24 protein-coding genes are annotated in these 26,500 nt (G+C 37.0%); 4 read left to right on the top strand and 20 right to left on the bottom strand.

Annotated elements, in window-relative coordinates; genetic code table 11:
- Positions 1–135: 135 nt before the first annotated feature.
- Together BN6559_RS17735 and BN6559_RS17730 are read left to right on the top strand one after the other, a co-directional pair.
- Complete coding sequence (locus tag BN6559_RS17735; protein WP_199884125.1) at positions 136–1,770, top strand: PucR family transcriptional regulator; 1,635 nt, start codon at positions 136–138, stop codon at positions 1,768–1,770.
- Positions 1,763–2,626, top strand: a complete 864-nt coding sequence (locus BN6559_RS17730) for an alpha/beta hydrolase (RefSeq protein ID WP_110955972.1) — start codon at positions 1,763–1,765, stop codon at positions 2,624–2,626. The genes BN6559_RS17735 and BN6559_RS17730 overlap by 8 nt, the downstream gene beginning before the upstream one ends.
- Before the next feature lie 65 nt (positions 2,627–2,691).
- On the opposite strand, the gene BN6559_RS17725 is transcribed toward BN6559_RS17730, so the two are convergent.
- From BN6559_RS17725 to BN6559_RS17715, 3 genes are all read right to left on the bottom strand, one after another.
- The gene (locus tag BN6559_RS17725; RefSeq protein WP_199884124.1) at positions 2,692–4,680 is read right to left on the bottom strand and encodes a methyl-accepting chemotaxis protein; all 1,989 of its coding nucleotides are present in this window, start codon (positions 4,678–4,680) and stop codon (positions 2,692–2,694) included.
- A 101-nt stretch (positions 4,681–4,781) separates the two neighbouring features.
- The gene (gene allD, locus BN6559_RS17720) at positions 4,782–5,855 is read right to left on the bottom strand and encodes an ureidoglycolate dehydrogenase (RefSeq protein WP_110955970.1); all 1,074 of its coding nucleotides are present in this window, start codon (positions 5,853–5,855) and stop codon (positions 4,782–4,784) included.
- Between the two features lie 344 nt (positions 5,856–6,199).
- The gene (locus tag BN6559_RS17715; RefSeq protein WP_110955969.1) at positions 6,200–7,099 is read right to left on the bottom strand and encodes a DMT family transporter; all 900 of its coding nucleotides are present in this window, start codon (positions 7,097–7,099) and stop codon (positions 6,200–6,202) included.
- A gap of 515 nt (positions 7,100–7,614) precedes the next feature.
- Here BN6559_RS17715 and BN6559_RS17710 point away from each other — a divergent pair.
- A complete protein-coding gene (locus tag BN6559_RS17710) occupies positions 7,615–8,007 on the top strand; it encodes a helix-turn-helix domain-containing protein (RefSeq protein WP_110955968.1) in 393 nt (130 codons plus the stop codon).
- A gap of 12 nt (positions 8,008–8,019) precedes the next feature.
- On the opposite strand, the gene BN6559_RS17705 is transcribed toward BN6559_RS17710, so the two are convergent.
- The 12 genes from BN6559_RS17705 to BN6559_RS17650 all read right to left on the bottom strand — a co-directional run bounded on the left by BN6559_RS17705 (position 8,020) and on the right by BN6559_RS17650 (position 19,855).
- Positions 8,020–9,371 (bottom strand): IS3 family transposase gene (locus BN6559_RS17705; protein ID WP_110955967.1). Its coding sequence is split into 2 segments (ribosomal slippage): positions 8,020–8,915 and positions 8,915–9,371, totalling 1,353 coding nucleotides; the frame shifts between segments, so codons are not numbered across the junction.
- A 243-nt stretch (positions 9,372–9,614) separates the two neighbouring features.
- Positions 9,615–9,767, bottom strand: coding sequence for a hypothetical protein (locus BN6559_RS19430; protein ID WP_199884123.1), 153 nt, complete (start codon positions 9,765–9,767; stop codon positions 9,615–9,617).
- Between the two features lie 47 nt (positions 9,768–9,814).
- Positions 9,815–10,486 (bottom strand): DUF5710 domain-containing protein, encoded by a 672-nt coding sequence (locus BN6559_RS17700; protein WP_110955966.1) that lies wholly within the window; start codon positions 10,484–10,486, stop codon positions 9,815–9,817.
- A gap of 107 nt (positions 10,487–10,593) precedes the next feature.
- Positions 10,594–10,911, bottom strand: a complete 318-nt coding sequence (locus BN6559_RS17695) for a hypothetical protein (protein ID WP_110955965.1) — start codon at positions 10,909–10,911, stop codon at positions 10,594–10,596.
- 178 nt (positions 10,912–11,089) lie between these two features.
- A complete protein-coding gene (locus BN6559_RS17690) occupies positions 11,090–11,842 on the bottom strand; it encodes a hypothetical protein (RefSeq protein WP_110955964.1) in 753 nt (250 codons plus the stop codon).
- Positions 11,843–12,604: 762 nt separating this feature from the next.
- Complete coding sequence (gene guaA / locus BN6559_RS17680; protein WP_110956458.1) at positions 12,605–14,125, bottom strand: glutamine-hydrolyzing GMP synthase; 1,521 nt, start codon at positions 14,123–14,125, stop codon at positions 12,605–12,607.
- A 71-nt stretch (positions 14,126–14,196) separates the two neighbouring features.
- Entirely contained in the window at positions 14,197–15,024 is an 828-nt protein-coding gene (locus BN6559_RS17675) for a phosphorylase family protein (protein ID WP_110955962.1), read from the bottom strand.
- A gap of 14 nt (positions 15,025–15,038) precedes the next feature.
- Positions 15,039–16,064, bottom strand: coding sequence for a cyclic dehypoxanthinyl futalosine synthase (mqnC, locus tag BN6559_RS17670; protein ID WP_110955961.1), 1,026 nt, complete (start codon positions 16,062–16,064; stop codon positions 15,039–15,041).
- Complete coding sequence (locus tag BN6559_RS17665) at positions 16,061–16,900, bottom strand: menaquinone biosynthetic enzyme MqnA/MqnD family protein (protein ID WP_110955960.1); 840 nt, start codon at positions 16,898–16,900, stop codon at positions 16,061–16,063. Before BN6559_RS17665 ends, mqnC begins: the two co-directional genes overlap by 4 nt.
- A 1-nt stretch (position 16,901) precedes the next feature.
- Positions 16,902–17,999 (bottom strand): aminofutalosine synthase MqnE, encoded by a 1,098-nt coding sequence (gene mqnE / locus BN6559_RS17660; protein ID WP_110955959.1) that lies wholly within the window; start codon positions 17,997–17,999, stop codon positions 16,902–16,904.
- Positions 18,000–18,177: 178 nt separating this feature from the next.
- A complete protein-coding gene (gene pdaB, locus BN6559_RS17655; protein ID WP_110955958.1) occupies positions 18,178–18,918 on the bottom strand; it encodes a polysaccharide deacetylase family sporulation protein PdaB in 741 nt (246 codons plus the stop codon).
- Between the two features lie 52 nt (positions 18,919–18,970).
- Entirely contained in the window at positions 18,971–19,855 is an 885-nt protein-coding gene (locus BN6559_RS17650; protein ID WP_110955957.1) for a LysR family transcriptional regulator, read from the bottom strand.
- 107 nt (positions 19,856–19,962) lie between these two features.
- Here BN6559_RS17650 and BN6559_RS17645 point away from each other — a divergent pair, with 107 nt between their 5' ends.
- Positions 19,963–20,943, top strand: coding sequence for a YeiH family protein (locus tag BN6559_RS17645; protein ID WP_110955956.1), 981 nt, complete (start codon positions 19,963–19,965; stop codon positions 20,941–20,943).
- Between the two features lie 77 nt (positions 20,944–21,020).
- Here the strand turns inward: BN6559_RS17645 and groL are convergent, their stop codons facing one another.
- The 5 genes from groL to tsaD form a co-directional block, all read right to left on the bottom strand.
- The gene (gene groL, locus BN6559_RS17640) at positions 21,021–22,664 is read right to left on the bottom strand and encodes a chaperonin GroEL (protein ID WP_110955955.1); all 1,644 of its coding nucleotides are present in this window, start codon (positions 22,662–22,664) and stop codon (positions 21,021–21,023) included.
- Positions 22,665–22,703: 39 nt separating this feature from the next.
- A complete protein-coding gene (gene groES / locus BN6559_RS17635; RefSeq protein ID WP_110955954.1) occupies positions 22,704–22,988 on the bottom strand; it encodes a co-chaperone GroES in 285 nt (94 codons plus the stop codon).
- A gap of 314 nt (positions 22,989–23,302) precedes the next feature.
- On the bottom strand, positions 23,303–23,884 hold the full coding sequence (locus BN6559_RS17630) for an ANTAR domain-containing response regulator (RefSeq protein WP_110955953.1): 582 nt from the start codon (positions 23,882–23,884) through the stop codon (positions 23,303–23,305).
- Complete coding sequence (locus tag BN6559_RS17625) at positions 23,881–25,308, bottom strand: sensor histidine kinase (protein ID WP_110955952.1); 1,428 nt, start codon at positions 25,306–25,308, stop codon at positions 23,881–23,883. Before BN6559_RS17625 ends, BN6559_RS17630 begins: the two co-directional genes overlap by 4 nt.
- A gap of 165 nt (positions 25,309–25,473) precedes the next feature.
- Positions 25,474–26,499, bottom strand: coding sequence for a tRNA (adenosine(37)-N6)-threonylcarbamoyltransferase complex transferase subunit TsaD (tsaD, locus tag BN6559_RS17620; protein ID WP_110956457.1), 1,026 nt, complete (start codon positions 26,497–26,499; stop codon positions 25,474–25,476).
- Position 26,500: the final 1 nt, after the last annotated feature.

Here is a 26,500-nt window from a genome sequence, read left to right as displayed (position 1 = left end):
TTCCAAGTCTCCTTTATTATGTTAATATTGTGTTAAATCTAAAATCATCGTCATTATATCATGATTTTTTTTCATTATCATTGGTATAAAACTTATAAAAAATACGTTTTTTTTATACATAATGGAGAAAGGAGTATGGCTTTGAACATCAAAGATTTATTAAAAATGAATTCCTTTCAAAAAGCAAAATTGCTAGCTGGTAAAAATCAACTTTTAAATGAAATAACAGGTGTCAACATACTTGAGGCAACGGATATAACAAATTGGGGACGCTCTGGTGAAGTGATTATTACCAGTTTTTTTGCCTTGCAAAATTTGAATGATCATGAATTAGGTGCATTCTTCGAAAAGCTCCATAATTTAGAAATCAGTGCAATTATAATGAAAATTGACCGGTTGGTTTCTCAGATACCAAACATCATCATTGATCTTTGTAACAAGCACTTGATTCCATTAATCCAGATAAATAAAGATGTTAAGTATGAATCCATCATTCTTGAGATTTTAGGACCTATCATCAACAATAATGTAAACCTTCTAAATAAGTATTATGAAGTGCACAGTGAATTAACCAGCCTGGCATTAAAAATGCCTTCTATGGACAAAATTTTAGCTGAATTTAAAAAAATGATCTTGCGTGATGTAAGCCTGATCAATGCAACAAAAGGAACGGAAATTACGACAAACGCGCAGCTTTCAACGATAACAATACTCAGTACAAGTGAAGTTGCTACAAAAGATTACATGCATTTTGAATATGAACGTAAAAAAGTCATGTATCATCATACCAATCCTAAAATTACTGGCAATCAACTCCGCGTCCGTATCCCGCATTTAGGCTATTACGATTATGAATTAGTTATTCATGAACTATTAGAACAAATTAGTCCGGAAGATTTTATGGTCATAGAAAATGCCGTTAAATTTTTACAACTAGAATTATTGAGGAATTATGTAATCTCGCAAAATTTATTTCATCAAAAAAATAATATTATCAATGATCTTCTGAATGGACGTTTGTATGAAAAAAAAGATGTCGACGAAGTTTTAGAATCCCTGAATTTACATCGTTATGCTATGTATCAAATCACATTGGTAAGTTTGCAGCAGCGTGATGAGAGTAAAATTCTAAGTGCGAATTTTATTTCTAAAACACTAAGACAAATTAGAATAAAGTTCAAATCCTGCTTCCGCGATATTGTGTTTCTCGAAAAATTAGATCGCGTCGTATTTATTCTCAACCTAAATCATAGCCAATCCGGCTTTACTACAGACGTGATTGAAAAAATAATGAATGACTTAACGGAGCACAACTTATTTAAAGAATTCTATTATTATGTAAGCATTAGCTCCAAGGTAGAAAAAGCAAGCATTTTTAACGCGAACCGCGAAGTTTTAGATACCCAAAAAGTTCTGCGATTATTTCATAACACCAATAAAATACTGCCTTATGAAGAACTGGGAATCTACAAGCTTTTCCTAGATCCAAAAAGTCTGGACAATCTCAAAAGTTTTATATCACCAAAAACAATTCGTTTTAGAAATGAATATCCATTATTATTTGAAACACTAAAAACATTTCTAGATACCAATCAAAGCTATAATCTGACATCTGAGAAACTTTTTCTTCATCCAAAAACAGTAAGATACAGAATTGAAAAAATAAAGAACTTATTAAATATAGATTTTTTAAATCCGGAAGAACTACTCCAAATTCAAATATCTTCAAGAATATTTAAATTAATTGACGGGAGAAAACTTAGTGAATAAACCCGAAACTTTTAGTTTTACAACGAAAGAGAATATAAACTTAAACATGGATTTATATAAGGCAGAAAAGAACCGTAAAAATATAACTGTTCTCTATTTCCATGGTGGTGGATTGCTTTATGGAACGAGAGATGATCTGCCGGAAGTTTATATCCATATGTATTTGGAAGCAGGTTATGATCTGCTGGCTTTAGATTATCCATTCGCCCCGGAAGCCAATTTAAAACTAATTTTAGATTCTTCTTTTGCTGCACTTGCTTATTACCTGGAAAACAAAACTATACGGCTTGGACTCACCAATCAGCATTACATTTTATTTGGCAGATCAGCAGGCGCTTATCTCTGTTTTATGCTCTATACTTTATTACTACAAAACAAAGCCGTTTTACCGTTGGCAATCATAAGTTTATATGGTTATACACGACTTGACGAAATTGAATTTTCTACACCGAGTAAGCACTATAACAAACTAGGCACCATTTCGGATGCCGCCATAGAAAAAATCATTGCGGATTCCCCCATTACTTACGGGCCAATGCATCTACGTTTTTCACTTTATATTAAAGCGCGTCAAGATGGGACATGGATAAACCTGCTTTGTGGCAAAGAAAGTTCTGCAGCCTATTCATTGGATGAAGAACAATTGAAACTTCTGCCCCCCACCCTATTAGCTGCGGCAACATTAGATCCTGATGTTCCTTTCAGAATAAGCAAAGCACTTAGCAAACGTATCCCAAACGCACACCTTATCACAGTTTATAAAGATGTGCATGACTTCGACCGAAATCTAGAAGATCCCGAAGGAAAATCAACCTATGCAAAAATCATACAGTGGCTAGAAAATTTCCAAGCTTAAAAACGAAAAAAAGGGAATGGCAGCATCGTTACATGCACCATTCCCTTTTTCACGTTCATTTTATACTACACTTTAAATTTATATACTTCATTTTGAAGCGCTTGCGCAGCTTGCAATAAAACCTGACTGGCAGCAGCAATTTCTTGCATAGATGCGGATTGTTCTTCTGTTGCAGCAGATACCATTTCAGCCTCCGTTGTAACCTTTTTGCTCATCTCGTCAATTCTGCTCATTGCATCCACGATCTGTTGACTGCCGTTCGATAATTGATCCGTAGCTGCAGAAAAACCTTTTACTTTCTCTGAAACCTGTGAAATCAACAGTACAATTTCCTGGAATGCTTTTCCGGCACTATCAACTACATCAGCACCTTTTTTAACTTCTCTGGTACCATCATTCATCGTAATAACGGCTTGATCCGTATCGTTTTGAATTTCATTAATTAAGCTTGCAATTTGTTTAGCCGCGGCTTGTGACTGTTCAGCAAGTTTTCTTACCTCATCGGCTACTACAGCAAAGCCTCTTCCTTGCTCCCCAGCACGTGCAGCTTCAATCGCTGCATTCAAGGCTAAAAGATTTGTCTGTCCTGCAATACCCGAAATTGTATCGACGATTTGACCAATTTCTTTTGAACGGTCACCTAACTTTTCGACCACTTGCGCCGAAGTAATGACCGTTTGCTCAATTTGTGCCATCTGCTGGATAGCCTCTTCAATTGTTTTTCCACCAGCAGCAGCTTTTTCGGTCGCGTTTGTGGACTCCTTGAATACCAATTTTGTTGTAACAGCTGCTTGCTCAATATTTTGGGACATATCTTTTATTGTACTAGAAGTATCATTGATTGCATTCAATTGCAATTCTACACTATGTGCAACATCTGTAATGGAACCAGCCACTTGCGTAGACGCCTGCGCCGATTCATTAGAGCTCGCAGAAAGCTGTTCACTTGATGCCGACAATTGCTCACCAGTCTGTTGCATCTGTTTAAGGAAAGCACGCAGAGAATCACTCATTTTATTAAAACTTATGCTCAACTTACCAAATTCATCTTGAGATACAATTGGAATATTGACGCGCAAATCGCCATTGCTAATCTGTTCTGAAGCATTGACCAATATTTGCAATGGTCTTGTAATAGATCTCGTAACAAAATATGTAATCACGCTGCCAATCACAACAAAGAGCAATACAACACTCAAAGTTCCTATTAAAATCGGTCTTGCAGCGGCAATAATTTCAGACTCAGCCATCGTGCTACCAATCAACCATCCCGTTTGTTCATTGGTTGTAAGAAATGCCAATCTTTTTTGACCGTCTGCTTCATAATGCATAATCCCTTTTTTCTGCTTCATCATTTCTTCAAAAATAGCGCCTTCTGCTTTCGTTCCCGGTTTCAGCGTCGGATGTACCAATACATTGCCGTTTTTATCTAAAATATATGCATAGCCTTCTTTACCAACCTTAATTCCATTTGTAATTCTGGCTAACTCTTGCAGAGAAAGGCTGATAGAAACGACACCATGCTGATCACTTACCGTTTGTGATATTGTAACTACAACTTGTCCGCTATTGCTAGAAATATAAGGATTAATCACGGTTGGTTTATTTCTATTCTCAGATGCCATTGTATACCATGGGCGTTTTCTTGGATCATAACCCGCTGGATTTACAGCACTCGCCGGAGAATTCATATACACGCCCTTATCCGTACCAACAGAAGCAAGCTCTACGTCTGCATGTGTCTTTTTATAAGCATCCAACATCGTTCTAATCATTGGATCCTCATCGCCTTGTGTAGCACCTACGCCACCAAGTGCAATCCTTGAAGCCATAAAATCCACATTTTTTTGCGTATCAACGATCACTTGATTTAATATATGATCCAACATAACTACACTTTCGTTTGCATTCCCCAGCATCGTTTCTTCAACTCTATCGTATGCAGTTTTATAGGCAAACCACCCAATACATAAACTAGGGATCAATAAAATTACGGCAAAAGCTAAAATTAATTTCGTTTTAATACCAAAACCATTCTTTTGTAAAGTAAGCATATTCCTCATCCTTTTCCTTAAGTTTGACTATCATACTTGCTTAAGACAAAAGTAAAGGATCTCACAATCTATTGAGACCCTTTACACGCTACCTCTTTATCTCATTTCTCTGAAGCAAATGCACTTTTCCCATCGTAACGGTTATAATGCACATCGTCGCTTACAAGATAATCATATATTTCTTTTACAATTGGAATTCCGTTCTTCTCATACGCTTCTGCTTTATCTTCAGAAGATTCGCCCGGTACCATAACTTTATCAAAGCCAGCTGCAGGACGAAGACCATGAAGTTCGTCTACCATCTTGCGTACATTATTTTTTAATGCCTCAGCCGAGGAGAAATAATCTGGATTGATCACTAAATGAATCTGTCCCAGACCGCGTCCAGCTGAAAGATCCGCATACATCGAACTAACATGTTGTCCAAATGGAACACCAAGTAAAGATCCGCATAAAATATCTACCATCATCATAAGTCCATAACCTTTTGGACCTGCAATCGCTAAAAGGCCGCCAACTGCAAATGGATCTGTCGTAGGATGCCCCTCTTTATCAACAGCCCAAGTTTCAGGAATTGCTTTGTTTTTTGCCCTAGAATCTAAAATTTTCCCCCAAGCACCAACCGTAGTGGCCATATCAAATACAATTGGAGCATGTCCAGCACAAGGTACGGCAAATCCAATCGGATTTGTTCCAAAATATGGATCTGCAGATCCATATGGCACGACCATAGGATCAGATTGACACATTGACATCGCAATCATATTTTCTTCTGTAGCCATTCTAAGAAAATAGGAAAGTGTTCCGCAATGACCTAGATTACGCATACCAACAAGGCCAATTCCATTTTCTTTGGCCATTTGAATCGCCTCAAGCATCCCATTTTTCGCTACAACCATGCCGATTGCATTATCACCTTCATAAATCCCTGTGCACGGTCCTGTCTTTTTAAAAGAAAAATCAGGTTTTACATTACTACCGCCCTTAGAAATCCGCTCTGAATAATATTCCACACGTACTGCTCCATGTGAGTGTACGCCTCTACTATCTGCATAGGTAAGGTGATTTGCAAGTTCTTGTGCATGATCTTCTGGTAAACCAGCTTTCATCACCTTACGCTTAATCAACTTATGCAAATCTTCTTTGTCTACTAATACAATCTCTTGCTCACTCATAATAACTAACACTCCTTTTGACCTATTACCATACAAAATTTTCTAAGACTTTACTTTTATCGCATTTCTTCTTTTATTTTACTTCTCTTTGTTTCTTTTTTCATCATCCCTATAGGATAATTTGCATGCTTCGATTTATCTATTTTAAATAAATATGGCTAATACTATGCAAAATATAAGATAAACAAAATTCGAATCTTCCTCTTTTAAGCATCTAAATTATTCTATAAAACGTAGTTTAGTAAAAATTTAGATACGGAAAATTAAAAGGAGGATGCTGCAATCTTATTACAACATCCCCATGGTAAAAACCTTTTATAAAATTCTTAAACAAATATATTGTTTTAACATCTTGCCTGCCCCAAACTTTCACTATGCGTCATCAAATAGACACCAGCGAAAATTGCCAATGCTCCACCGATTTCCACCATACTGATCATTTCTCCCAAAAACGCAACGCCGCCGATCATACCTACAAGCGGCATAATATTTGTAAAAATAGAAGTCAGACTAGGGCCAGCATTTTTTACGCCACCATTCCAAAATATCTGCGCTAAAACGCCGCCAAACACAACAGTGTAGAGAAAAGAAGCCAATGAAACTGGTGCAAATACCGGAACACTTACTTGGTGTGTCAACAGTCCATAACATAATGTAAGTACCGATGCACTCAAACCAGACCAGGCAGTGACCGCCATAACAGATATATGTTTCATCACCCGAACTCCCAGTAAAGAATAAATCGTCCAGGAAAATTGGCTGATAAAAAACAATATATCTCCATAAGCAAAATCCAGTCCTAAAATAATATTTAAAGAGCCATGACTTATAATCGTTATGACACCAGCAAAAGAAATAACGATACCCAGCCATGCGAAAACATTGAGCCGTTCCCGCAAAAATACAGCTGCCATCAACGCTGTAACTACAGGTGTAGTAGCTGCTATCAACGTACAATTTATAACCGTTGAATATTGCAGTCCAGTGAACTGCGCTACATTATTAATAAACAAGCTGAATCCCATGAAAATAAATGGCAGCCAGCACTCTTGCGGCGGTATCAATCCCGGATCGTGCCGTAAGTAAAGCACTGCGAACACGATAATACTAAACAAGAAAAATCGGCCACAAGTAATCATAACCGGCGACCAGTCATGAACTAAAAATTTTATGAAGATCGGTTGAATTCCCCAAATCAAAACCGCCGTCAGCAACAATGCATATGTCTTATTATTCCCATCCATTTATACGTCCCCTTGTACTATGTTATGTAATGATTCAACTAAAAGATACCGCTCATCCTATACCCTATGTTATTTTACTGGAACTTCACGCCCCAACCATTCTTTTTATAATTTACCGTGTTATTTTGATACACTATATTTAAAATTTATTGAATTTAAGTTCCATTTGATATTTTATAAAATTATGGTTATAATAAATGTATAAATAAGGTGCTACCGATAAGCGGTCAGCCCCAACATAAGTAGGTAAAAAGTAAGCCGCCTTAGTTTGGTCACTGGGGGCGGCTTACTTTTTTTGTAAAATTACCACAAGAATGATAAAAAGTACCAAGGTCACATTCGTCTCATTCATGGGCATACCCCCTTTCGGGGGCAAGTTTAACCGCCTACCGTTTTATGGCAACACCTATAAACATATTATAGCAAAATACGCCAATAAGTAAAGGACTGGGATTTTTTGAACAGACCCCCATAAGTTAGACCTAAAAATCTAATTTAAGGGGGTCTGTTTTTTCATGGCAAAGTATAGTTTTGAACTTAAGCAAAAGGTTGTCCAGGCATACTTATCTGGCGAAGGTGGATACAAATATTTGGCAAAAAAATATTCGATAGTGAATGAGGTTATGGTAAGGAAATGGGTAAATGCTTATCAAAAAATGGGTTCTGATGGATTAATGAGATCTCGAAAAAATAAAACTTATTCTTTTGATTTTAAACTTCATATGGTAGAGTCATATTTAACAACAGAAGTTTCATATCAGGAGTTAGCTTTGAGTGTCGGAATGAATAATCCTACACTGCTTGCCAGATGGGTAAATGATTTTAGAATTGCTGGTCCTGATGCTTTGAAACTTAAAACGAAGGAGCGTCGTTCAAAAGTGGAAAATGATCTGACCCCAAAAAGTTAGACAAAAAATAAATTATGCAACTAATGAGGATTGAAGCCTGTATTGAACAGGACTCAGTCCTTTTAATTTACTCTTAATTCGTTTAGTATTATAGTAATCTATATATTTTTCTAATTCAACTTTAAATTCCTCTATAGAACTAAATTTTCTCAAATATAAAAGCTCTGACTTAAGTAACCCAAAGAAATTTTCCATAATTGAATTGTCCAAGCAGTTTCCTTTTCGAGACATACTTTGGATTATCCCTTTCTCTCTAAGCCTTTTTTGATAATGTTTGTGTTGATATTGCCATCCTTGATCAGAATGAAATATAAGATTTGTATTATTTGGAATCTTTGCAAAAGCTTTATCTAGCATATCCATCACTTGTCCTAATACAGGCCTTTGACTAATGTTATAACTTATGACTTCGCTATTATACATATCCAAAATCGGTGACAGATATAATTTAGTGCCAAATAACGAAAATTCCGTTACATCTGTTGTCCACTTCTGATTTGGTGCATCAGTTTTAAAATTTCTCTGGATAAGGTTGGGGGCAATTCTCCCAGTTTCACCCTTATAAGAACGATATTTCTTGAGTCTTACCATACATTTAATTTTCAACACTTTCATTAAACGTTGCACTGTTTTATGATTGATTTTATGCCCTCTATTTATTAATTCGGTTGTGATTCTAAGATATCCATATCTACCTTGATTTTCATGATAAATAGCTATGATTTGATCTTTTATTATTTTATATTTATCAGGTTCATTTGATTTTTTCAAATAATAATAGTATGTGCTGCGTGGAATCTTAACTAGTTCTAATAATGCTGTCAGCTTATATTTGTGCCTTAATTCCGTTATGACAGCTACTTTATCGGTTTCTCCGATTTTTCCCGCTTTTGAATTAAGGCATTCAATTTTTTTAGGTATTCATTCTCCATGCGAAGTCTCTGGACTTCTAATAAAAGATCTTCATTCTTTTCAATGTTTTTACTTTGTTTTTTTATTCCCATTTTACTTGATCTTCCTCTGCGTTCTTCATACAGAGCATCTTTGCCTTTCTCATAGTAAATACGCTCCCATGTGCTTATGGATGGATGAGATGGAATATTAAAATGTGCAGCAGTTTGGCGAATTGATGTACCTGTATTATGCATATATTCTACGACAGAAACCTTAAAATCACCAGTATAAGTTCTATGAGTTGTACAAAGACCATCAATGCCATGTTCTTTATACGCTGCTACCCATTTTTGAATATCTCCTCTATTCACATGATACTCATTAGAAAGTGATTTGAGTCCAATATCACCTTTTAGATAACGTTGCACTATTTTCATCTTTAATTCTGTAGTATATATTCTCTTTGGCATAAAAATACCCCTTTCATTAGACTTTTTTGTCTAACAAAAGGGGTTCACTTCAGTTGGTAGCTAGGGGCGGTTACTTTTTTTTGTATAAGTACCACAAGAACAATAAAAAGCAACAATGTTACATTCGTCTCATTCATGGGCATACCCCCTTTCGGGGGCAATATTAACCGCCTACCGTTTTATGGTAACACCTATAGACATATTATAACAAAATACATCAATAAGTAAAGGACTAAGACATCTTTAATCATTAATAGGTAATTCTACAAGACCAAATTCCCAAGGAACTTTTATTCCTTGTTTTTCAGCTTCTTCATTCAATTTGATATGTTCATTAATCATTTCATCCGTATAGCCAAGCTCTTTTGCTTTACTTATGAATTCTTCTTTTTCCACTCGTCATACTCCCTGTACATACATTTAAATACTTATGTATTCTAAATTTACTCTCCTGTTAAAAGAGCCCAACGATCGGCAGCGCTGTATGAATCGGAGTTTTCACCTAACAAATATAACCCCTCCGCATGATCCAAAATAGTTTGTTTCGTTTCCTCAGACAAATCTATAAAATCTAGTAACCACCTTGCATCCAATACCCAGTCAATTTCATTCCGTTGTAACCATTCTTCTCCACACTTATCAAAATGCCAATTTCCAGTATCCTCATTCCAATTATTCACCTTCATTAAATGCGCCATAGCAACCTTAAATCTGCCTTTAATATTAGCTCGTCCAAAATGTTTGACCTCATGACAAGCTGGACACAATGCAATCGTCCTAATTAGAGTTTGTACCCCAGTCTCAATATCGTATTTCCACACCTCATGACACTCAACTGGATGATTAGGACCTTTTCCACCGCAAATTTCACAAGTGTAATTTGCTGCCATAAAAGTTTTTCGTTTAACGTTTTCCCATTCTTCCTTTGTTAATTCTGATCGTAAATTTTTATACCAAGCAGTTTCAGGTACAAGCTCAATTAACAACAACCACTTGCCAAATTTTTCAATATTCAATTCATCTGGTATATACCACTTTCTAGCTTGAGCATTCCACTTAGCTCCAAGCGCTTTTGCTTCATCTTTTTGATGAAAAGGTACATTTAAAAACAACATATGCATTCCACCTCTACATGTTTTTCGACTTTATTTCACATAAAAAATTGTAATTTAAACTACTATAAATACTATTTTTTAGATACACTATATACCTTTATGATAAATTAACAATAATGTATAGAATCACCCCGTCGTAATTTATCCACATGAAAATTAATTTTAACTATATCATCGTCACTAACATTCCAATGTTTCCCCAATGAATCAACTACATATATTTCAAGAAGTAATTCATTCCTTTTAGCCATTTCAGCAATTGTTGTTTTATGAATTTCTCTATGAGTTTTTGATTCATCTAACATCACTGGCAAATTAACTGGACAAATAGAAATTTCAGACTTCGTTGTTTTCCCACCAATATTTTCTATATTTATAGGCTTCTTGCCCGCATTAACCATTTTTACAACAAGAATATTTTCCACCCTTAATTGACCTTGGATTAAGGTACTTAACTGAAGCCGATATTTTTAACCTTGCCTTACTTTGTCGCCACTGATAAATATTTCAACAAATTGAACTAACCCCTGAAAAAGCACCAATAATTGCTAAAACATCCGTAATTGACATTTAAGTATCACCCCCTCTTTCTTTGACAAATAATCACTTGACATCATGGATTGATGCCTCTGCGAACTTAATAGCATTTTTGTAACTGTTCTCTGCAGCTTTTTCCCCTGAAATCAACAAATTTATTTCTTCCAATATCTTATATTCAATCAAATTAATTGCAATCGTCAATGAACCAAGCGGACTATACTTTTTCACATAAATCAATTCATCTTTTTTTAAAACATTACTTAAGTGTTCAATAGATCCTTTATCGTCACGCCAATCTTGAATATTACTTTTTTTAGAAGCTTCAATAAAACGGTATGTTACACGACCTTGAAACGCTCTATAGGTCCAAAATAAAAACCATAATTTTTCACCTATAAACGGTCTATGTACTTCCAAATTATTTTTAGATAATTCTCTAAGAACAATTTCGATTTCATCTAAATCTACTATTGGGTGATTCTTGAGTTCCTTATTATATTCATCTGGAAACAAAATCGAGTAAAAGAATGTAACAGCTGAATGCTTTTGCCGAATATCAATTACTTCTTTCCAAATAGCATCAACACCCATAATCCTTCGTTCTTGCGAAGCCTGCCTTTCAGAAGCAAAAGAGTTAATAGTCGAATTCAAGATTGCTTGATTTTGCACAAGCTGTGACTTCAGAAATTCAACATCTTTATTAAAATCATGCTGTTTATTAAATTTGTGTCTTGCCCATACTCCAATGATGATAGTTACGATTAACGTTCCATATTTAAGCATCAAATCTAAGATATATGTAATTGAAATTTCCATGTAAACACCTCTATCTTCAGTATATCATAAATCAAAATGACCGTCCCAAAAATCAGGAACGGTCATTTTTTCTTAGTTATGTATCCATTCTGCCCTCATCCACATGAACCTTAACATTTCTTAACAAACTCCATCTTCACAAATGCAAGTCTATCTTTATTAATAGGATTAGTTTCGGCTGTCTTGATCATACAGTAATCACATATCCTACATATTTCATTGCACTTGACAATGACACGTTTTTCACAACGACCTTTAAAATTTTTCTTCCTCACCTTTGCAAAACCTCCATATTAGGAACGCTCTGCTGCTTGACTCCATTTTCCCAAAAACTCGCCCCCAAAATGAAAATGGGCGGTTTTGGGGAAATTGGAGATTCGTTTTTTGGGAAACAGGACATCATGAATATATTTTCTCGCCCCGTATTACGGGCGTTTCAAGCCAACACTCATGAAAATCACAGCAATATGCTTTTTCCCCAAAAGCATAAAAGAAAATATCACCATGTCCTGGGGCACTGCAATTTATTCTCCAAAGGGCATTTTCCTGTATTCTCCCTGGCTTTGCTAGCTATGCCCGCCACTCCATGGTCACCGCTCTTTTTAGCAAGCAGAAATCCCTGTATTTACGCAGGTTGAGGATAAAAAAAGGACCTTGCACAAGCTTCGAAAAGCTTTAATGCAAGGTCGTTTTTTCTATGTCGGCAGGCTAAGCACTTTAGCCCTTTGTCGGATAAATTGCAGTGCCCCACGACAATTCCATTTATTCCCATTCAATTGTAGATGGTGGCTTTGAAGTCACATCATAAACAATACGATTAACGCCTTTTACTTCATTGACAATACGGCGAGAAACTTTATCTAATACCTCGTAAGGGATATGCGCCCAATCAGAAGTCATTCCATCCGAGCTGGTAACCGCGCGAAGTGCTACTGTGTGGCAATATGTTCTTTCATCGCCCATTACACCAACGGAACGAATATTCGGCAGGCAAGCAAAGTATTGCCATATCTTACCCTCTAAGCCGGCACTGGCGATTTCTTCTCTAAAAATTGCATCGGCTTCACGCGTAATCGATAATTTCTCTTCTGTAATTTCACCAAGTACACGAATCGCAAGACCTGGCCCTGGGAACGGTTGACGCCATACCAAATGATGTGGAATCCCCAATTTCTCACCGACAGCACGTACTTCATCTTTAAATAATTCACGCAATGGTTCAATAAGTTGTAAATCCATATCTTCCGGTAAACCGCCCACATTATGATGACTCTTAATTGTCGCTGAAGTCTTTGTCCCACTTTCAACAACATCTGGATAGATCGTCCCTTGTACGAGAAAATCAATTTTCCCTAACTTATTAGACTCTTCTTCAAAAACACGAATAAATTCTTCCCCGATAATTTTACGTTTTCTTTCCGGATCAGAAACACCCGCAAGTTTTCCAAGGAAACGATCTTTTGCATTAACACGAATCAAGTTCATATCAAATTGTTTTCTAAAGATTGCTTCTACTTGATCCCCTTCATCTTTCCTTAATAATCCATGATCGACGAAGACACAAGTTAATTGTTTTCCTACTGCTTTATGCACAAGTACAGCAGCTACAGAAGAATCTACACCGCCAGACAACGCGCAAAGCACCTTTTTATCGCCAACAAATTCTTTAATCTCAGCGATTTTTTCTTGTGCAAAAGACGACATATTCCAATCACCCTGTAAATCACAAATCTTAAACAAGAAATTCATCAGCATTGTTTTTCCAAATGGTGTGTGCTCTACTTCCGGATGGAATTGTACACCATATAAATTTTTCGACTCATTTACCATGCCTGCGACTGGACATTCTTTTGTCGTAGAAGCCACAGCAAAACCTTCTGGTGCAACGGAAACGAAATCCATATGGCTCATCCAGCATTGATTTTTTCCATCGATGCCAGCAAAAAGTTTATGCTCAGGAAATAATTCAACTGCCGTTTTACCGTATTCCCCAACTTCTGCATTTTCAACTTTACCACCAAAAGTGTACGCCATAAATTGATGTCCGTAACAAATACCAAGTACAGGTACTCCTAGTTCAAATACTTCTACATCCGCTTTCGGCGAATCATCCGCATACACATTATTAGGGCCACCTGTAAGGATGATCCCTTTCGGGTTTTTTGCCCGAATTTTTTCGATACTGTAATCATAAGGCACTATTTCACAATACACGCCGCACTCTCTTACCCGTCTGGCGATTAATTGATTATATTGACCACCAAAATCTAAAATTAACACCATTTCATTTTTCTCACTACTCAATGCTCTAAATCCCCCTCAAAAGACTGTTTAAGCCAATATATCACAATGTTTTACTTATTGTAAATACCCTTTAACAATGTTTCTTTGCGAAGGTCTTTACATTCACATGCTCCAACGGATGGTAAAGAGCGAATTGTGTCTAAAATAATCCGACTAATCATAGGCGCATCATCAAAAAAGATATCCTTAAGCTCTTGATGTGACCAAGATTTTACCAATCCCTCGCCATAATTTACGATAAAATAAAGACCTGCATAACATGCCCCGATTTCGCGTGCCAGATACACTTCCGGACATATGCTTTGTCCAACAATATCCGCGTGCCCTTTCATCATCGCAATTTCTGCGGGACTTTCAAAATGACGCCCTTCCGTCACCGCATAAGTGCCTCGAGTAAATACACGTCCGTCAAACTGCTCTTTCGTTTTTTCAATTAATTGTTTGCGCATCTGAGGACAAAGCGCATCACGCATAATCAATAAATATTTTCCCTCTAATCCAACGCCTTTTCGTTCTGACATATCAAGATAATCATCAGGAATTACAAAATCTCTAGGGTCAAGCAATGGATTAATTGATCCTACGCCGCCTTCAGAAATAACACGCTGCACACCCGCTTCGCGAAACACCCAAAATACTTGTCTTGATGCATCTCCGCGACTAACTTCTGCACGCCAACCATGCATTTTACAAGTCAAAACTTTCTTATCGCCTACACGAAATAATCGAAAAGCAGGACTTGTCCCATAAGGGGTTTCATAAACTAAATCCTCTGCTAATACTTCCACGTCATCTGCCTTTGCACCCAATGGGAAGTTGCTTGATAACGTACCAGAACCGCCAATCACGGCAAATTCTACTGCTGGAATACTCTTCATTTTCTATCGCTCCATTAAAATTTTTTTATGATATGATATGCAGTATCACGCTGTGCAGCAACTCTGCCAGTTGCTTCAATCATACCTACCATTTTATCAATTGACATCTGATACGATGTACCAGCGGCTTTCACTACATTTTCTTCTAACATAATACTGCCTAAGTCATTGGCGCCAAAGGCCAAGGTAAGTTGTCCAATATTTTGACCTTGCGTCACCCAAGATCCTTGTATGTGCTTTATATTATCTAAATAAAGTCTTGTCGTCGCCAAGGTTTTTAAATACTCCCAAGCAGAAATTTTTTCACCGCCAAGTACTGTATTTCCGGGCTGGAACGTCCACGTAATAAACGCGCGGAAACCACCCGTTTTTTCTTGTAAAGCGCGAACTTTTTCCATATGCGCAATACGCTGCGCAAGCGTTTCACCCATACCAATTACCATAGTTGCTGTACTCTGCATCCCAATGCTATGCGCACACTCCATTACATTGAGCCATTCACCTGCGCTGATTTTCTTCGGACTCACACGTTGTCTGACCTCATCAACTAAAATTTCAGCACCACCGCCTGGAAGTGAATCCAGTCCCGCAGCTTTTAGTTCCTTCAATGTATCAATTACAGAAAGATTTGCCTGCTTTGCCATATGCACAATCTCAGCGGGCGAAAAAGAGTGAATTGTTATATCGTAATTTTGTTTAATCGTATACAATAAATCCAAATAAAATTTCAAATCCAGTTCAGGGTGCAAACCGCCTTGGATCATAACTTGTGTACCACCCGCTGCAATGGTTTCTTTAATTTTTTCTAGCATTGTTTCGGTCGATAAAATATAAGCATCTTTATGATCTTTAGGACGAAAAAATGCACAGAACTTACATTCACTCACGCAAACATTACTATAATTAATATTGCGATCAATAACGAAGGTTACTGTTTTTCCCGGATGAAGCTTTTGCCTCATCTCATCTGCCATTTTTCCCAATGCCAAGATATCTGTATGCTGTAATAATTCTAAACCTGCTGCTTGCGTTAAGCTCATTTAAAAACCTCCGCAATTTCAATTTCCGGTACATGGTCAATCAGATTCATGTCATGTGCCATTCGATAAAAAGTAAGTAACGCTTGTTCATGCTCTTTTGCAAAATCCCATTTGATCACTTCTAAATAATCATCTAATTGTTCAAACGTAAATGGTTTATCATATACAATTGTATGAATCGCCTTGGCTTTTTTCTTATAGCCATTCTTAAAACCACGTGTGACACGATCATAGACAAGCTGCAATAATTCTGGCTTGTTCTTTGCAAACTCTTGATTTACAACCCATACGGCATACACCATGCGAAGGCCCGTGAGTTTCTTCCATTCGATGCCAATATCATAATAGTACAATCCCGCTTGCTGATTATGATAAGCATAAAGTGCATCATCACCAATCAGAAGTGTTGCAGTCGCATCGTCAGGAATAATCTTCTGCATATCAATAATACGAATATAATAATTCGGCTTTGCATGATATGCATTGTGCAGCACGATTTTCAATAAACAATGCGAAGTTGCAGATTTTGCCGTTAGAATAATTTTATCTGCCATTAGTTTTTCAATTGGCTTTCTAGAAACCAGAATAATACTTTGTACTGGACCATCCGCCGTAATAGAAACATCTGGCAAAATAAAAAACTTTTCACTATTTCGTGCATAAACAATGGACGATACCGGACTTACATCAAGCCGCCCATTCACAATATCATTATTGAGAACAGCCGGCACTGCAGCATGAATGTCAAGACCTTGATGAAATCCCTCTTCATTCAAACTATACGTTAAAGGTAAACAATTGATAAAATTAATATGTCCTACCTTTGGTTTTGCCATTTTACTCAACTCCATTACTTTCTTGTTTTACTGGATGATAGAAAGTATCCCGCTCGATTGGAATATATCCAGTCTCCGCAATGATTTTCATCATATCATGTTTCGTAATTCCCCTTTTTGTCTTAGCCCCGGCTGCATGGATGATTTTTTCCTCTTCTACGGTTCCATCCAAATCATCTACTCCGAAAGCCAAAGAAAGTTGTGCAACTGGCATCGTAAGCATCATCCAAAAGGCCTTGATATGATCAAAATTGTCCAATATTAATCTTGAAAGTGCAATGAATTTTAAATCTTCCCATGATGTACCACGTTGAATTTCAGAGAATCCAGTATTCGCAGGATGAAACGGAAAGGCAACAAACGCCTGAAATCCACCCGTTTCATCTTGAATATCACGAAGTGTAATTAAATGCTGCAAACGCTGCTTAACAGACTCTATATGCCCGTATAAAATCGTCGCATTCGTCGGAATTCCAAGTTTATGTGCTGTCTTTATCGTCTCAATCCATTCGGCAGTCGTTGCTTTATTTGGGCAGATCACTTTCCGCACTTCATCATCTAAGATTTCTGCTCCACCGCCTGGCAATGAATCTAATCCAGCCTCTTTTAAAAGCGTTAATACTTCTAGAATTGATCGATTAGATATCCTAGAAAAATGCACAATCTCCACTGGGGTAAACGCTTTTAAATGAATATATGGCAACGTTTTTTTTACGGCCTTTACGATATGCAAATAATATTCAAAATCTTTGTCTGGATGTAAGGCACTGACCATGTGCACTTCGCTGAGTCCCGGTGTTTTCTCTGCCGTATGTTTGACAAGCTCGATCACTTTTTCTTCTGTCATAACATAAGCTTGTGGCTGATCACTTTTACAAGCAAATGCACACAATGGACATCCAGATACACAAACATTCGTTAAGTTTATATGACGATTTACATTATAGTAAACCTCTTTACCACTCTTACGTTCCTTGGCTGCTCTCGCCCATGCCGCTAAATTTAACAAATCATCAGAGTGATATAATTCAAGCGCATCTTCTAACGTCAGCCTTTTCCCCTCTGCTGCTTTTTGCGCTGCTGTCAATGTACTCGTCATGTATTTTCACCTCTTGCATAATATAACACTACATTTTGCTCAATAACCTTTTATACTTCGTTCTATTATATTTAAATTCCTGCTAAATTGATAAACCTAGTCAATGTTTGCAAAAACAAGTATAAAAAAACGGATGTATACAATGCCGGATACACATTCCATACCTCCGCTATTACAATTAATGTCGCACAACGCCGCCTTCAGCATAATTAGAAAGTAATTCTCCAACTGTTACAATTTTATATCCTTCCGCTTTTATTTTTTCTAAAATAATCGGTAACGCTGCTGCTGTTTCTAAAGGCGTATCAGACGCATGCATCAAAATAATCCCACCAGGTTTTAGTCTTTTCATTACGCGATCAATAATCACATCACGTCCCGGGTTCTTCCAATCCAGTGAATCAATATTCCAGATAATCGTTTTATAGCCCAATTCATCTACCGTTTTTAAGGATTCTTTACTATAACTTCCATTGGGCGGACGAACTAAGGAACAATCCATGCCCGTAGCTTCTTTGATTTCCGCATGTGCTTTTTGTATATCATTTTTTACCCATTCTGTCGTCCGATCTCCGTAATTCTCATGCTTATGCCCATGACTTGCAATTTCATGTCCGTCTGCAACCATTTGTTTTGCAACTTCAGGGTATTTTAAGGCCCAAGGCCCCATAATAAAAAAGGTAACTTTCTGATCATTTTGTTTTAACACATCTAAAATCGCTGGTGTGAATTTATTGCCCCACGAATGATCAAACGTTAATGCTACGACTTTTTGTTCTGTCTTAGTCCCAGCAATTGCAATCGGTCCGCTTGCTAAAATTTCTGAAAGCTGTAAATAAGTTGCACTTAAAACGAACAAGCCAAATATACCGCACATCACATTGCGATTCTTTAGCAATCCCCGTAAATTAATTACCATAAAAAAGCCTCCTCACTTCCCCTTATAGAAACTCTATGCAAAAAGGTCAGTTTTATTCCACTCTTGTCATGGCATGACAAAAATGCAGGATGGTTTTCATCTCTTCTGAAATATATTTATTTTTATGATAAACAACATGAAATTTCCGCTTGAAGATAAGTTGCTCTATTTTCAATTGACACAGTTGTCCCTTGGCTAATTCATTACGTACTGCAAGTTTTGATATTACACTAATCCCCAGTCCTGCGCTTACGGCCTTTTTTATGGTCTCCGCATTATTATAAGTTCCAATTACATGGCAATGTATATTATAGTTTGCCATCACCTGCTCAAACAGATTGCGTGTACCGCTTCCTTCTTCGCGAACAATAAATCCTACACTCTCTAAATCAGAAAAATTGATCTTTTTTTTCTGTGCCAAAGGATGTGCAGTACTGGAAATGAAAATTAACTCATCATCCATAAAAGGTGTCTTAAGCAAATATTCCGATTGAATTCGTCCTTCAATTAATGCAATATCAAGTTCATCTGCGAGCAACATTTTTTCTAGTACTGCTGTATTATGAATTGCAGATGTAATCTGATGTTCCTGATACCGTTTGTACATCAATTGAATCAAATCTATCAATATGCTTTCCCCGATCGTAACACTTGCACCTAAACGCACATGATATACGTTGCCGAAACGACGCATAGCTTCCTCAGTCTGGTTTTGCAAATTTACAATATGTCTCGCATAAGTTAATAATTTAATTCCCGCAGCTGTCAAAAACAACTGCCGTCCCAATCGCTCAAAAAGGCGCACATCATAATGTTTTTCCAGCTCACAAATAAATTGGCTGACAGAAGGTTGTGTCATATGCATCTTTTCTGCGGCTCTCGTCATACTATTTAAATCACACACGGCAATAAACACCGTTAAATGCCTTAATGTCATAGCTGCTCCATTCATAGGTAAATACCTATCTTTTTTATTTAATTATATTATTTTACATATATATATGTAAATGCTAAACTTAGTTTCAGTAAAAGGAGTTGATTTTTATGAGTTTTAAATTGTTAAAAGGCATTGCTTTTTCTTTGCTCTTTTCTGTACCCGCCTGGTTTTTAGGCAGGCAATTTCCTATCATAGGAGGTCCTGTATTTGGAATTTTATTAGGTATGCTGGCTGCTGGCATAAAAAGACCTGAAAGCCTGGAAGCAGGAATCAAATTTACCGGAAAAAAAATTTTACAATACTCCATTATTCTGCTCGGTTTTGAAATGAACTTATTGATTGTACTTCAAGTCGGGACCCAATCCTTATCTGTTATGTTTTTCACCTTGACCACGGCATTTTTAACCGCATTTTTTATCGGAAAGTTACTTAAACTTGATACTGAAACCACACTATTGATTGGCGGCGGCACTGCGATTTGCGGTGGCTCTGCAATTGCTGCAATCGCACCTGTAATCGGTGCTAAGGATAAGACTGTAGCATTCTCCATCTCGACGATTTTTCTGTTTAATGTTTTGGCTGTATTTATCTTTCCGGCAATTGGACACTTTTTCAATTTTTCCGACACAGGCTTTGGGATGTGGGCCGGAACCGCCATCAACGACACCTCTTCTGTCGTAGCTGCTGGTTATTCTTACAGTTTAGCTGCTGGCGATTACGCAACAATCGTAAAGTTAACTCGTGCCCTGATGATTGTTCCAATTTGCCTTATTCTAGCCATCATAACCTCCAAAAAAAGAGCTGATAACGGTAGCTTTCATATCGCAAAAATTTTCCCTTATTTTATTCTTTGGTTTGTTGTTGCATCTATTATAAACTCTATTGGGATTCTTCCAACCGAGCTTTCGAAACTATTGGGAAACCTAGGTAAGTTTTGCATTATTCTGGCGATGAGTGCGATCGGGCTGAATACAAATTTGAAGCAGCTTATCCAAAATGGTATTCGCCCCATTCTGTTGGGACTCGCTTGCTGGATAGCCGTTGCAGTCGTCTCACTTATCGTTCAATTTTCTATTGGGCTCATCTAACACAAAAACACCGTATTTACATTTTGTAAATACGGTGTTTTTATTAGACTCCACAAATTTCAATTTTGCAGAAACTATTACATCATGCCCGGCATACCCATGCCGCCGCCCATGCCAGCCATAGCGGCTGCAGCGCCTGCACCATTATCTTTTTCTGGTTTATCAGCAACTAATGTTTCAGTTGTAAGAACCATAGCAGCAATACTTGCTGCATTTTGAAGAGCAGAACGAGTTACTTTTGCTGGATCAACGATACCAGCAGCAATCATGTCGATATATTCTTCAGTTAAAGCATTGAAACCAATACCCTTACCTGTCTTCTTAACATTTTCAACAACAACGGAACCTTCAAGGCCTGCATTGTTTGCAATTTGGCGAACAGGTTCTTCAATCGCACGTTTTACAATCGAAATACCAGTTTTTACATCGCCAGTTGCTTCAAGCGTATCAAGGACTGGAAGGATATCAATAAATGTTGTACCACCGCCAGCTACGATACCTTCTTCAACAGCAGCACGTGTTGCATTCAACGCATCTTCGATACGAAGTTTCTTTTCTTTCAATTCAACTTCAGTTGCCGCTCCAATCTCAATTACAGCAACACCACCAGCTAATTTAGCAAGACGTTCTTGAAGTTTTTCTTTATCGAAATCAGAAGTAGTTTCTTGAATTTGTCTTTTAATTTGTTCTACACGTGCACTGATTTGTGCTTGATCTCCAGCACCATCGACAACTGTAGTTTCTTCTTTCGATACACGGATTTGACGAGCACGTCCTAAATCTTCAAGCTCAACGCTATCTAATTTACGTCCGAGTTCTTCTGTAATTACATTACCACCAGTTAAGATTGCAATATCTTCAAGCATTGCTTTACGACGATCGCCAAAGCCAGGTGCTTTTATTGCAACTGCTTTAAATGTACCACGAAGTTTATTTACAACTAAAGTTGCAAGTGCTTCTCCATCAACATCTTCTGCAATAATTACAAGCTCTTTTCCTTGTTGTACCACTTTTTCAAGGACAGGTAACATATCCGCTACAGCAGAGATCTTTCTGTCTGTGATTAAGATATATGGATCATTTAAAACAGCTTCCATTTTATCTGTATCCGTCACCATGTAAGGAGAAATGTATCCACGATCAAATTGCATACCTTCTACTACGGAAAGGCTTGTTTCCATACCTTTGGATTCTTCTACAGTAATAACGCCGTCTTTTCCGACTTTTTCCATAGCTTCAGCAATCAAAGTACCAGTTTCTTCATCTGCAGCAGAGATAGAAGCAACTTGTGCAATTGCTGCTTTTCCTTCAACTTTTTTTGCGTTATTTTTAATTTCGCCCACAAGTGCTTTGACTGCTTGTTCAATCCCTTTTCTGATGATCATTGGGTTTGCTCCAGCAGCAACATTACGCATACCTTCATGAATCATAGCTTGCGCTAGTAAAGTAGCTGTAGTTGTACCATCACCAGCTACATCATTTGTTTTTGTCGCTACTTCTTTTACAAGCTGCGCACCCATATTTTCAAATGGATCTTCTAAATCAATATCACGAGCAATTGTTACACCATCATTTGTAATTGTAGGTGCACCAAATTTTTTATCAAGTACAACATTACGACCTTTTGGCCCTAAAGTAATTTTCACAGCGTTTGCTAATGCATCGACGCCTTTTTCTAGAGCACGACGTGCTTCTTCATTAAACAAAATTTGTTTTGCCATGTTATGTAGCCTCCTAAGTTTATTTTTTTCTCATCGTAATTACGCGATAATCGCTAAAATATCTCTTTCGCTAACGATTAAATATTCTTTACCATCAGCTTTTACTTCAGTTCCAGCATATTTGGAGAAAATAATCTTGTCGCCAGCTTTCACATCAAGTGCTATACGAGTGCCGTTATCTGAAACTTTACCTGTACCAACAGCTATAACGGTACCCTCTTGAGGTTTTTCTTTCGCAGTATCCGGTAACACGATACCACTTGCAGTTTTTAAATCACCTGCTACAACTTCGATGACAACTCTGTCGCCTAATGGCTTAATCATTTTATTTGCCTCCTTTATAATATAAAGAAAATTTTAATTTTGTTAGCACTCAGTTTACGTGAGTGCTAATTACATATTTCATGATATATAATTCGAGGATAAAAATCAATACCAATAATCAAATTTTTAGCCTTTTTATGAAATTTTTTTAATAAATATCTTAATAAAATCAACTTTTATTGCAAAAATGCTCAATATTACGCAATAATTTAAATCTGGATAAAATTGCATACTAAAATTATATGTTCAAATTTTTATTTTATGCATATAAAAATTGCGTCCCAGATTTTTTCTAGAACGCAAATTTATATGCATTATTTATTTTTTATTACAGAATCTATGATTGCTTGTGCAACTTCTTTGATCGTCTTTCGCTTTGCCATACTATACTGCTGAATTCTTCGATACGCTTCACTTTCATTTAATCCATAGGCGTCCATTAAAATGCCCTTTGCACGATCAAGAATTTTACGCATTTCCAAAGAATTCTTTACGTTATCAAGCTCATGTTCAAGCTCCATAATTTCTTGGAATCTAGACAACGCAATTTCTATTGCCGGGAATAGATTGCTTTCTTTGACTGGTTTTACTAAATAGGCAAGTACGCCAGAATCTTTAGCTTTGTCAACAATTTCTTTTTGGCTAAAGGCTGTTAATAAGAGCACTGGCGCAATTTTATCGTTAGAAATAACCTTTGCCGCAGCAATTCCATCCATTTCCGGCATCTTAATATCCATAATAACCAAATCAGGTTTAAACTTTCGAGTCAAATCAATCGCCTTGACACCATCCGTTGCCTCACCAACAACTTCATGTCCGGCTTCTTCTAAAAGTTCTTTTAAATCCATTCGAATAATTGACTCGTTATCAGCAATTACAATTCTTAAAGCTCTCATCTGTTATTTCCACCCTCCAATTTACGAGGAATCTTTATTTTCGCATGCGTACCATGATCCTTGTATAATAGAAAAGTTCCGCTCAGATCATCCTCAATTAAAGTTCTAACAATTTGAAGGCCTAAACTTTTTGAAGCCTGCGGATTGAAATCATCGGGAATTCCCGTTCCATCATCATAGAGATCGATTAAATAGCTATCCTCATTTGTTGTAATGTCTAAACCAATTGTTCCTTCCTTTAAACCAATAAAACCATGTTCAATCGAATTTTGAATCAATTCGTTTACAACTAAAGCTAAGCTGCTCGCATGTTCAGAAGGTAAAATGATGGTTTCTCCTCGAAATTTTGTATTGAGCTTAAACTCCGGCTCTAACATATTCTGTATCACTAAATCTAAAATATTTTTCGCAACTTCTACCACATCAATAATTTCTGCATCTTGTTGTGATAAAAATTCATGAACAACCGAAATACTGAGAATTCGATTCACACTTTCTTTCAGTGCCGCTTTAACCTCTTCAGAATTCGTACGCCTTGATTGTAACCTCAATAAACTTGCTATTGTTTGCAAATTATTTTTAACACGATGGTGAATCTCTTGGATAACCGCCGATTTAATTAACAACTCTTTTTCTTTTTTTCTCAATTCTGTAACATCGGAAACGACAATCACAGTTCTTACCAATTGTTCGTTTTTTATTAAAGGAATATTTCTTTGTACTAAAACTAAATTTCCAGCTTCTACTTCTTTTTCATAAGGTCTTTGACTAACTGTAGTTTCCTTGGTAATATGCATCGTAATTTGTCGGTCAAAAATATGATGTCCCACCATTTTGCCAACACCGAGCACTTTATAAATACTGCTGGCAGCAGTATTCGCAAAAACAATTTTACTACGTCTGTCTGTTATAATAATTCCATCACTTGCGGATAAGGGACGATATAGCTCTCTATCAATCGGTAGTTTAGAATTTAGCAGCATCGTATAAGCAGTCTCTAGTAGATAATTATAACCCTCGATACGCAATTCCTCAGAATTCGTTTCAAAGCTGACACTTGCAATTACAGTTCCTTCATAATCATAAATTGCAAACGTGTACATATCTAACATAAAACCCCAGGCCCATTCGCGCTTTCCTTTAATTGCTTGGCCAGTAAGCATCGTCCTCCAAATCATAGGCTCTTCTGCCGCACGAACTGTACTTCCAAGAATATTAGGCCTATATTGACTAAAACTAGTATGTGGATCAATTTGTGCGATTACAACAAGTGCATCTTTTTCCGCAGCCTTCGCGTATACGGTTAAATGTGCATGCGATAAATCAGAAACCAAAGGAAAAGTTGCACTCAGTTTATTTAAAAAATCAATTTGTAAAGCAGATAAATTGGTCAACTGTCGACATTTATCCAAAAGAAATCCCATATTACAAAAAATCCTCCCAATAACTTAGCATAGACTATACAGTTCAACCTAAGTGAATGAATTCCTTTGGAAAATTCATAAATCTAAGAAAATATAAAAAATACAAAATACAAACGCATACCTGCTAACAAAATTCAACGGTATTTTCAGCTCTTGCCTTCAAACTCAAAGGTTTGTCAACTTTAAACTGGGAACTGCATTTAAATATAAATCTGCATAGTGTCCAACCTGACTTTGATAGTATGCACGACAAGCAATCATAGCAGCATTGTCCGTACATAAAATTATACTCGGATGATAGAAATTTATACCTTCTTTCTCACAGTTCATCGTAAATTGCGCATTTAAACAACGATTTGCGGCAACCCCACCTGCAAGTACCAGTGTTTTTACTTTTGTTTGCTGCACTGCACGCAGCGCTTTTTCCGTCAAAACATCAACAACAGCTTTTTGAAAACTTGCCGCGACATCTGCATAATTAATTTCTTCGTCTTTTTGCTTTGCACTATTCAAATAGTTAAGAACTGCAGATTTAAGTCCACTAAAACTAAACTCAAAATTACCTTTTTCATTTAGCGCTTTCGGAAATAAGATCGCATCTGGATTTCCCTGTGCAGCTAATTTATCAATCTGCGGTCCACCCGGATAAGGAAGCCCCATAACACGTGCAACTTTATCAAACGCTTCACCCGCTGCATCATCTCGTGTCTGCCCAAGAAGCTCAAATTCATTGTATCCTTTTACATATACAAGTGAAGTATGCCCCCCTGACACAACCAAAGCAATAAACGGAGGTTCAAGTTCCGGATTGGCTAAAAAGTTAGCGAAAATATGTCCTTCTAAATGATTTACCCCAATAAGCGGCACATCTAATGTATAAGACAATGCTTTTGCTGCTGCAACACCTACCAGCAACGCGCCTACTAAACCAGGTCCATAGGTTACACCAATATGATCAATATCTGTTAATTTAACATTCGCTCGTTTTAAACATTCATCTACCACAGGAATTACATGCTCAATATGTTTCCGTGAAGCAATTTCAGGCACAACGCCGCCAAACTTTTGATGCACTGGAATTTGCGTCGAAATAATATTTGCCAAAATTGTACGACCATCGGCAACAATCGCCGCAGACGTCTCATCACAACTCGTCTCAATTGCTAAAGTTAGACATGTTTTTTCCTTCATT

This window comes from Massilibacillus massiliensis, from assembly GCF_900086705.1.
GTDB lineage: Bacteria > Bacillota > Negativicutes > FLKF01 > FLKF01 > Massilibacillus > Massilibacillus massiliensis.
The sequence above is the reverse complement of the archived record's forward strand: the minus strand, read 5'-3'. Positions and strand labels throughout refer to the sequence as shown.

Bases quoted from the DNA above. Each gene is read 5' to 3' on its own strand.
- BN6559_RS17710 (WP_110955968.1), top strand. From the start codon at position 7,615: ATGGCAAAGTATAGTTTTGAACTTAAGCAAAAGGTTGTCCAGGCATAC.
- BN6559_RS17725 (WP_199884124.1), bottom strand. From the start codon at position 4,680: ATGCTTACTTTACAAAAGAATGGTTTTGGTATTAAAACGAAATTAATT.
- tsaD (WP_110956457.1), bottom strand. From the start codon at position 26,499: ATGAAGGAAAAAACATGTCTAACTTTAGCAATTGAGACGAGTTGTGAT.
- BN6559_RS17700 (WP_110955966.1), bottom strand. From the start codon at position 10,486: ATGTTGTTTTTAAATGTACCTTTTCATCAAAAAGATGAAGCAAAAGCG.
- BN6559_RS17690 (WP_110955964.1), bottom strand. From the start codon at position 11,842: ATGGAAATTTCAATTACATATATCTTAGATTTGATGCTTAAATATGGA.
- BN6559_RS17630 (WP_110955953.1), bottom strand. From the start codon at position 23,884: ATGAGAGCTTTAAGAATTGTAATTGCTGATAACGAGTCAATTATTCGA.
- allD (WP_110955970.1), bottom strand. From the start codon at position 5,855: ATGAGTGAGCAAGAGATTGTATTAGTAGACAAAGAAGATTTGCATAAG.
- mqnE (WP_110955959.1), bottom strand. From the start codon at position 17,999: ATGACGAGTACATTGACAGCAGCGCAAAAAGCAGCAGAGGGGAAAAGG.
- pdaB (WP_110955958.1), bottom strand. From the start codon at position 18,918: ATGGTAATTAATTTACGGGGATTGCTAAAGAATCGCAATGTGATGTGC.
- BN6559_RS17625 (WP_110955952.1), bottom strand. From the start codon at position 25,308: ATGGGATTTCTTTTGGATAAATGTCGACAGTTGACCAATTTATCTGCT.
- BN6559_RS17735 (WP_199884125.1), top strand. From the start codon at position 136: ATGGCTTTGAACATCAAAGATTTATTAAAAATGAATTCCTTTCAAAAA.
- groES (WP_110955954.1), bottom strand. From the start codon at position 22,988: ATGATTAAGCCATTAGGCGACAGAGTTGTCATCGAAGTTGTAGCAGGT.
- BN6559_RS17665 (WP_110955960.1), bottom strand. From the start codon at position 16,900: ATGGCAAAACCAAAGGTAGGACATATTAATTTTATCAATTGTTTACCT.
- BN6559_RS17645 (WP_110955956.1), top strand. From the start codon at position 19,963: ATGAGTTTTAAATTGTTAAAAGGCATTGCTTTTTCTTTGCTCTTTTCT.
- mqnC (WP_110955961.1), bottom strand. From the start codon at position 16,064: ATGAGCTTAACGCAAGCAGCAGGTTTAGAATTATTACAGCATACAGAT.
- BN6559_RS17675 (WP_110955962.1), bottom strand. From the start codon at position 15,024: ATGAAGAGTATTCCAGCAGTAGAATTTGCCGTGATTGGCGGTTCTGGT.
- BN6559_RS17650 (WP_110955957.1), bottom strand. From the start codon at position 19,855: ATGACATTAAGGCATTTAACGGTGTTTATTGCCGTGTGTGATTTAAAT.
- BN6559_RS17715 (WP_110955969.1), bottom strand. From the start codon at position 7,099: ATGGATGGGAATAATAAGACATATGCATTGTTGCTGACGGCGGTTTTG.
- guaA (WP_110956458.1), bottom strand. From the start codon at position 14,125: ATGGTGTTAATTTTAGATTTTGGTGGTCAATATAATCAATTAATCGCC.
- groL (WP_110955955.1), bottom strand. From the start codon at position 22,664: ATGGCAAAACAAATTTTGTTTAATGAAGAAGCACGTCGTGCTCTAGAA.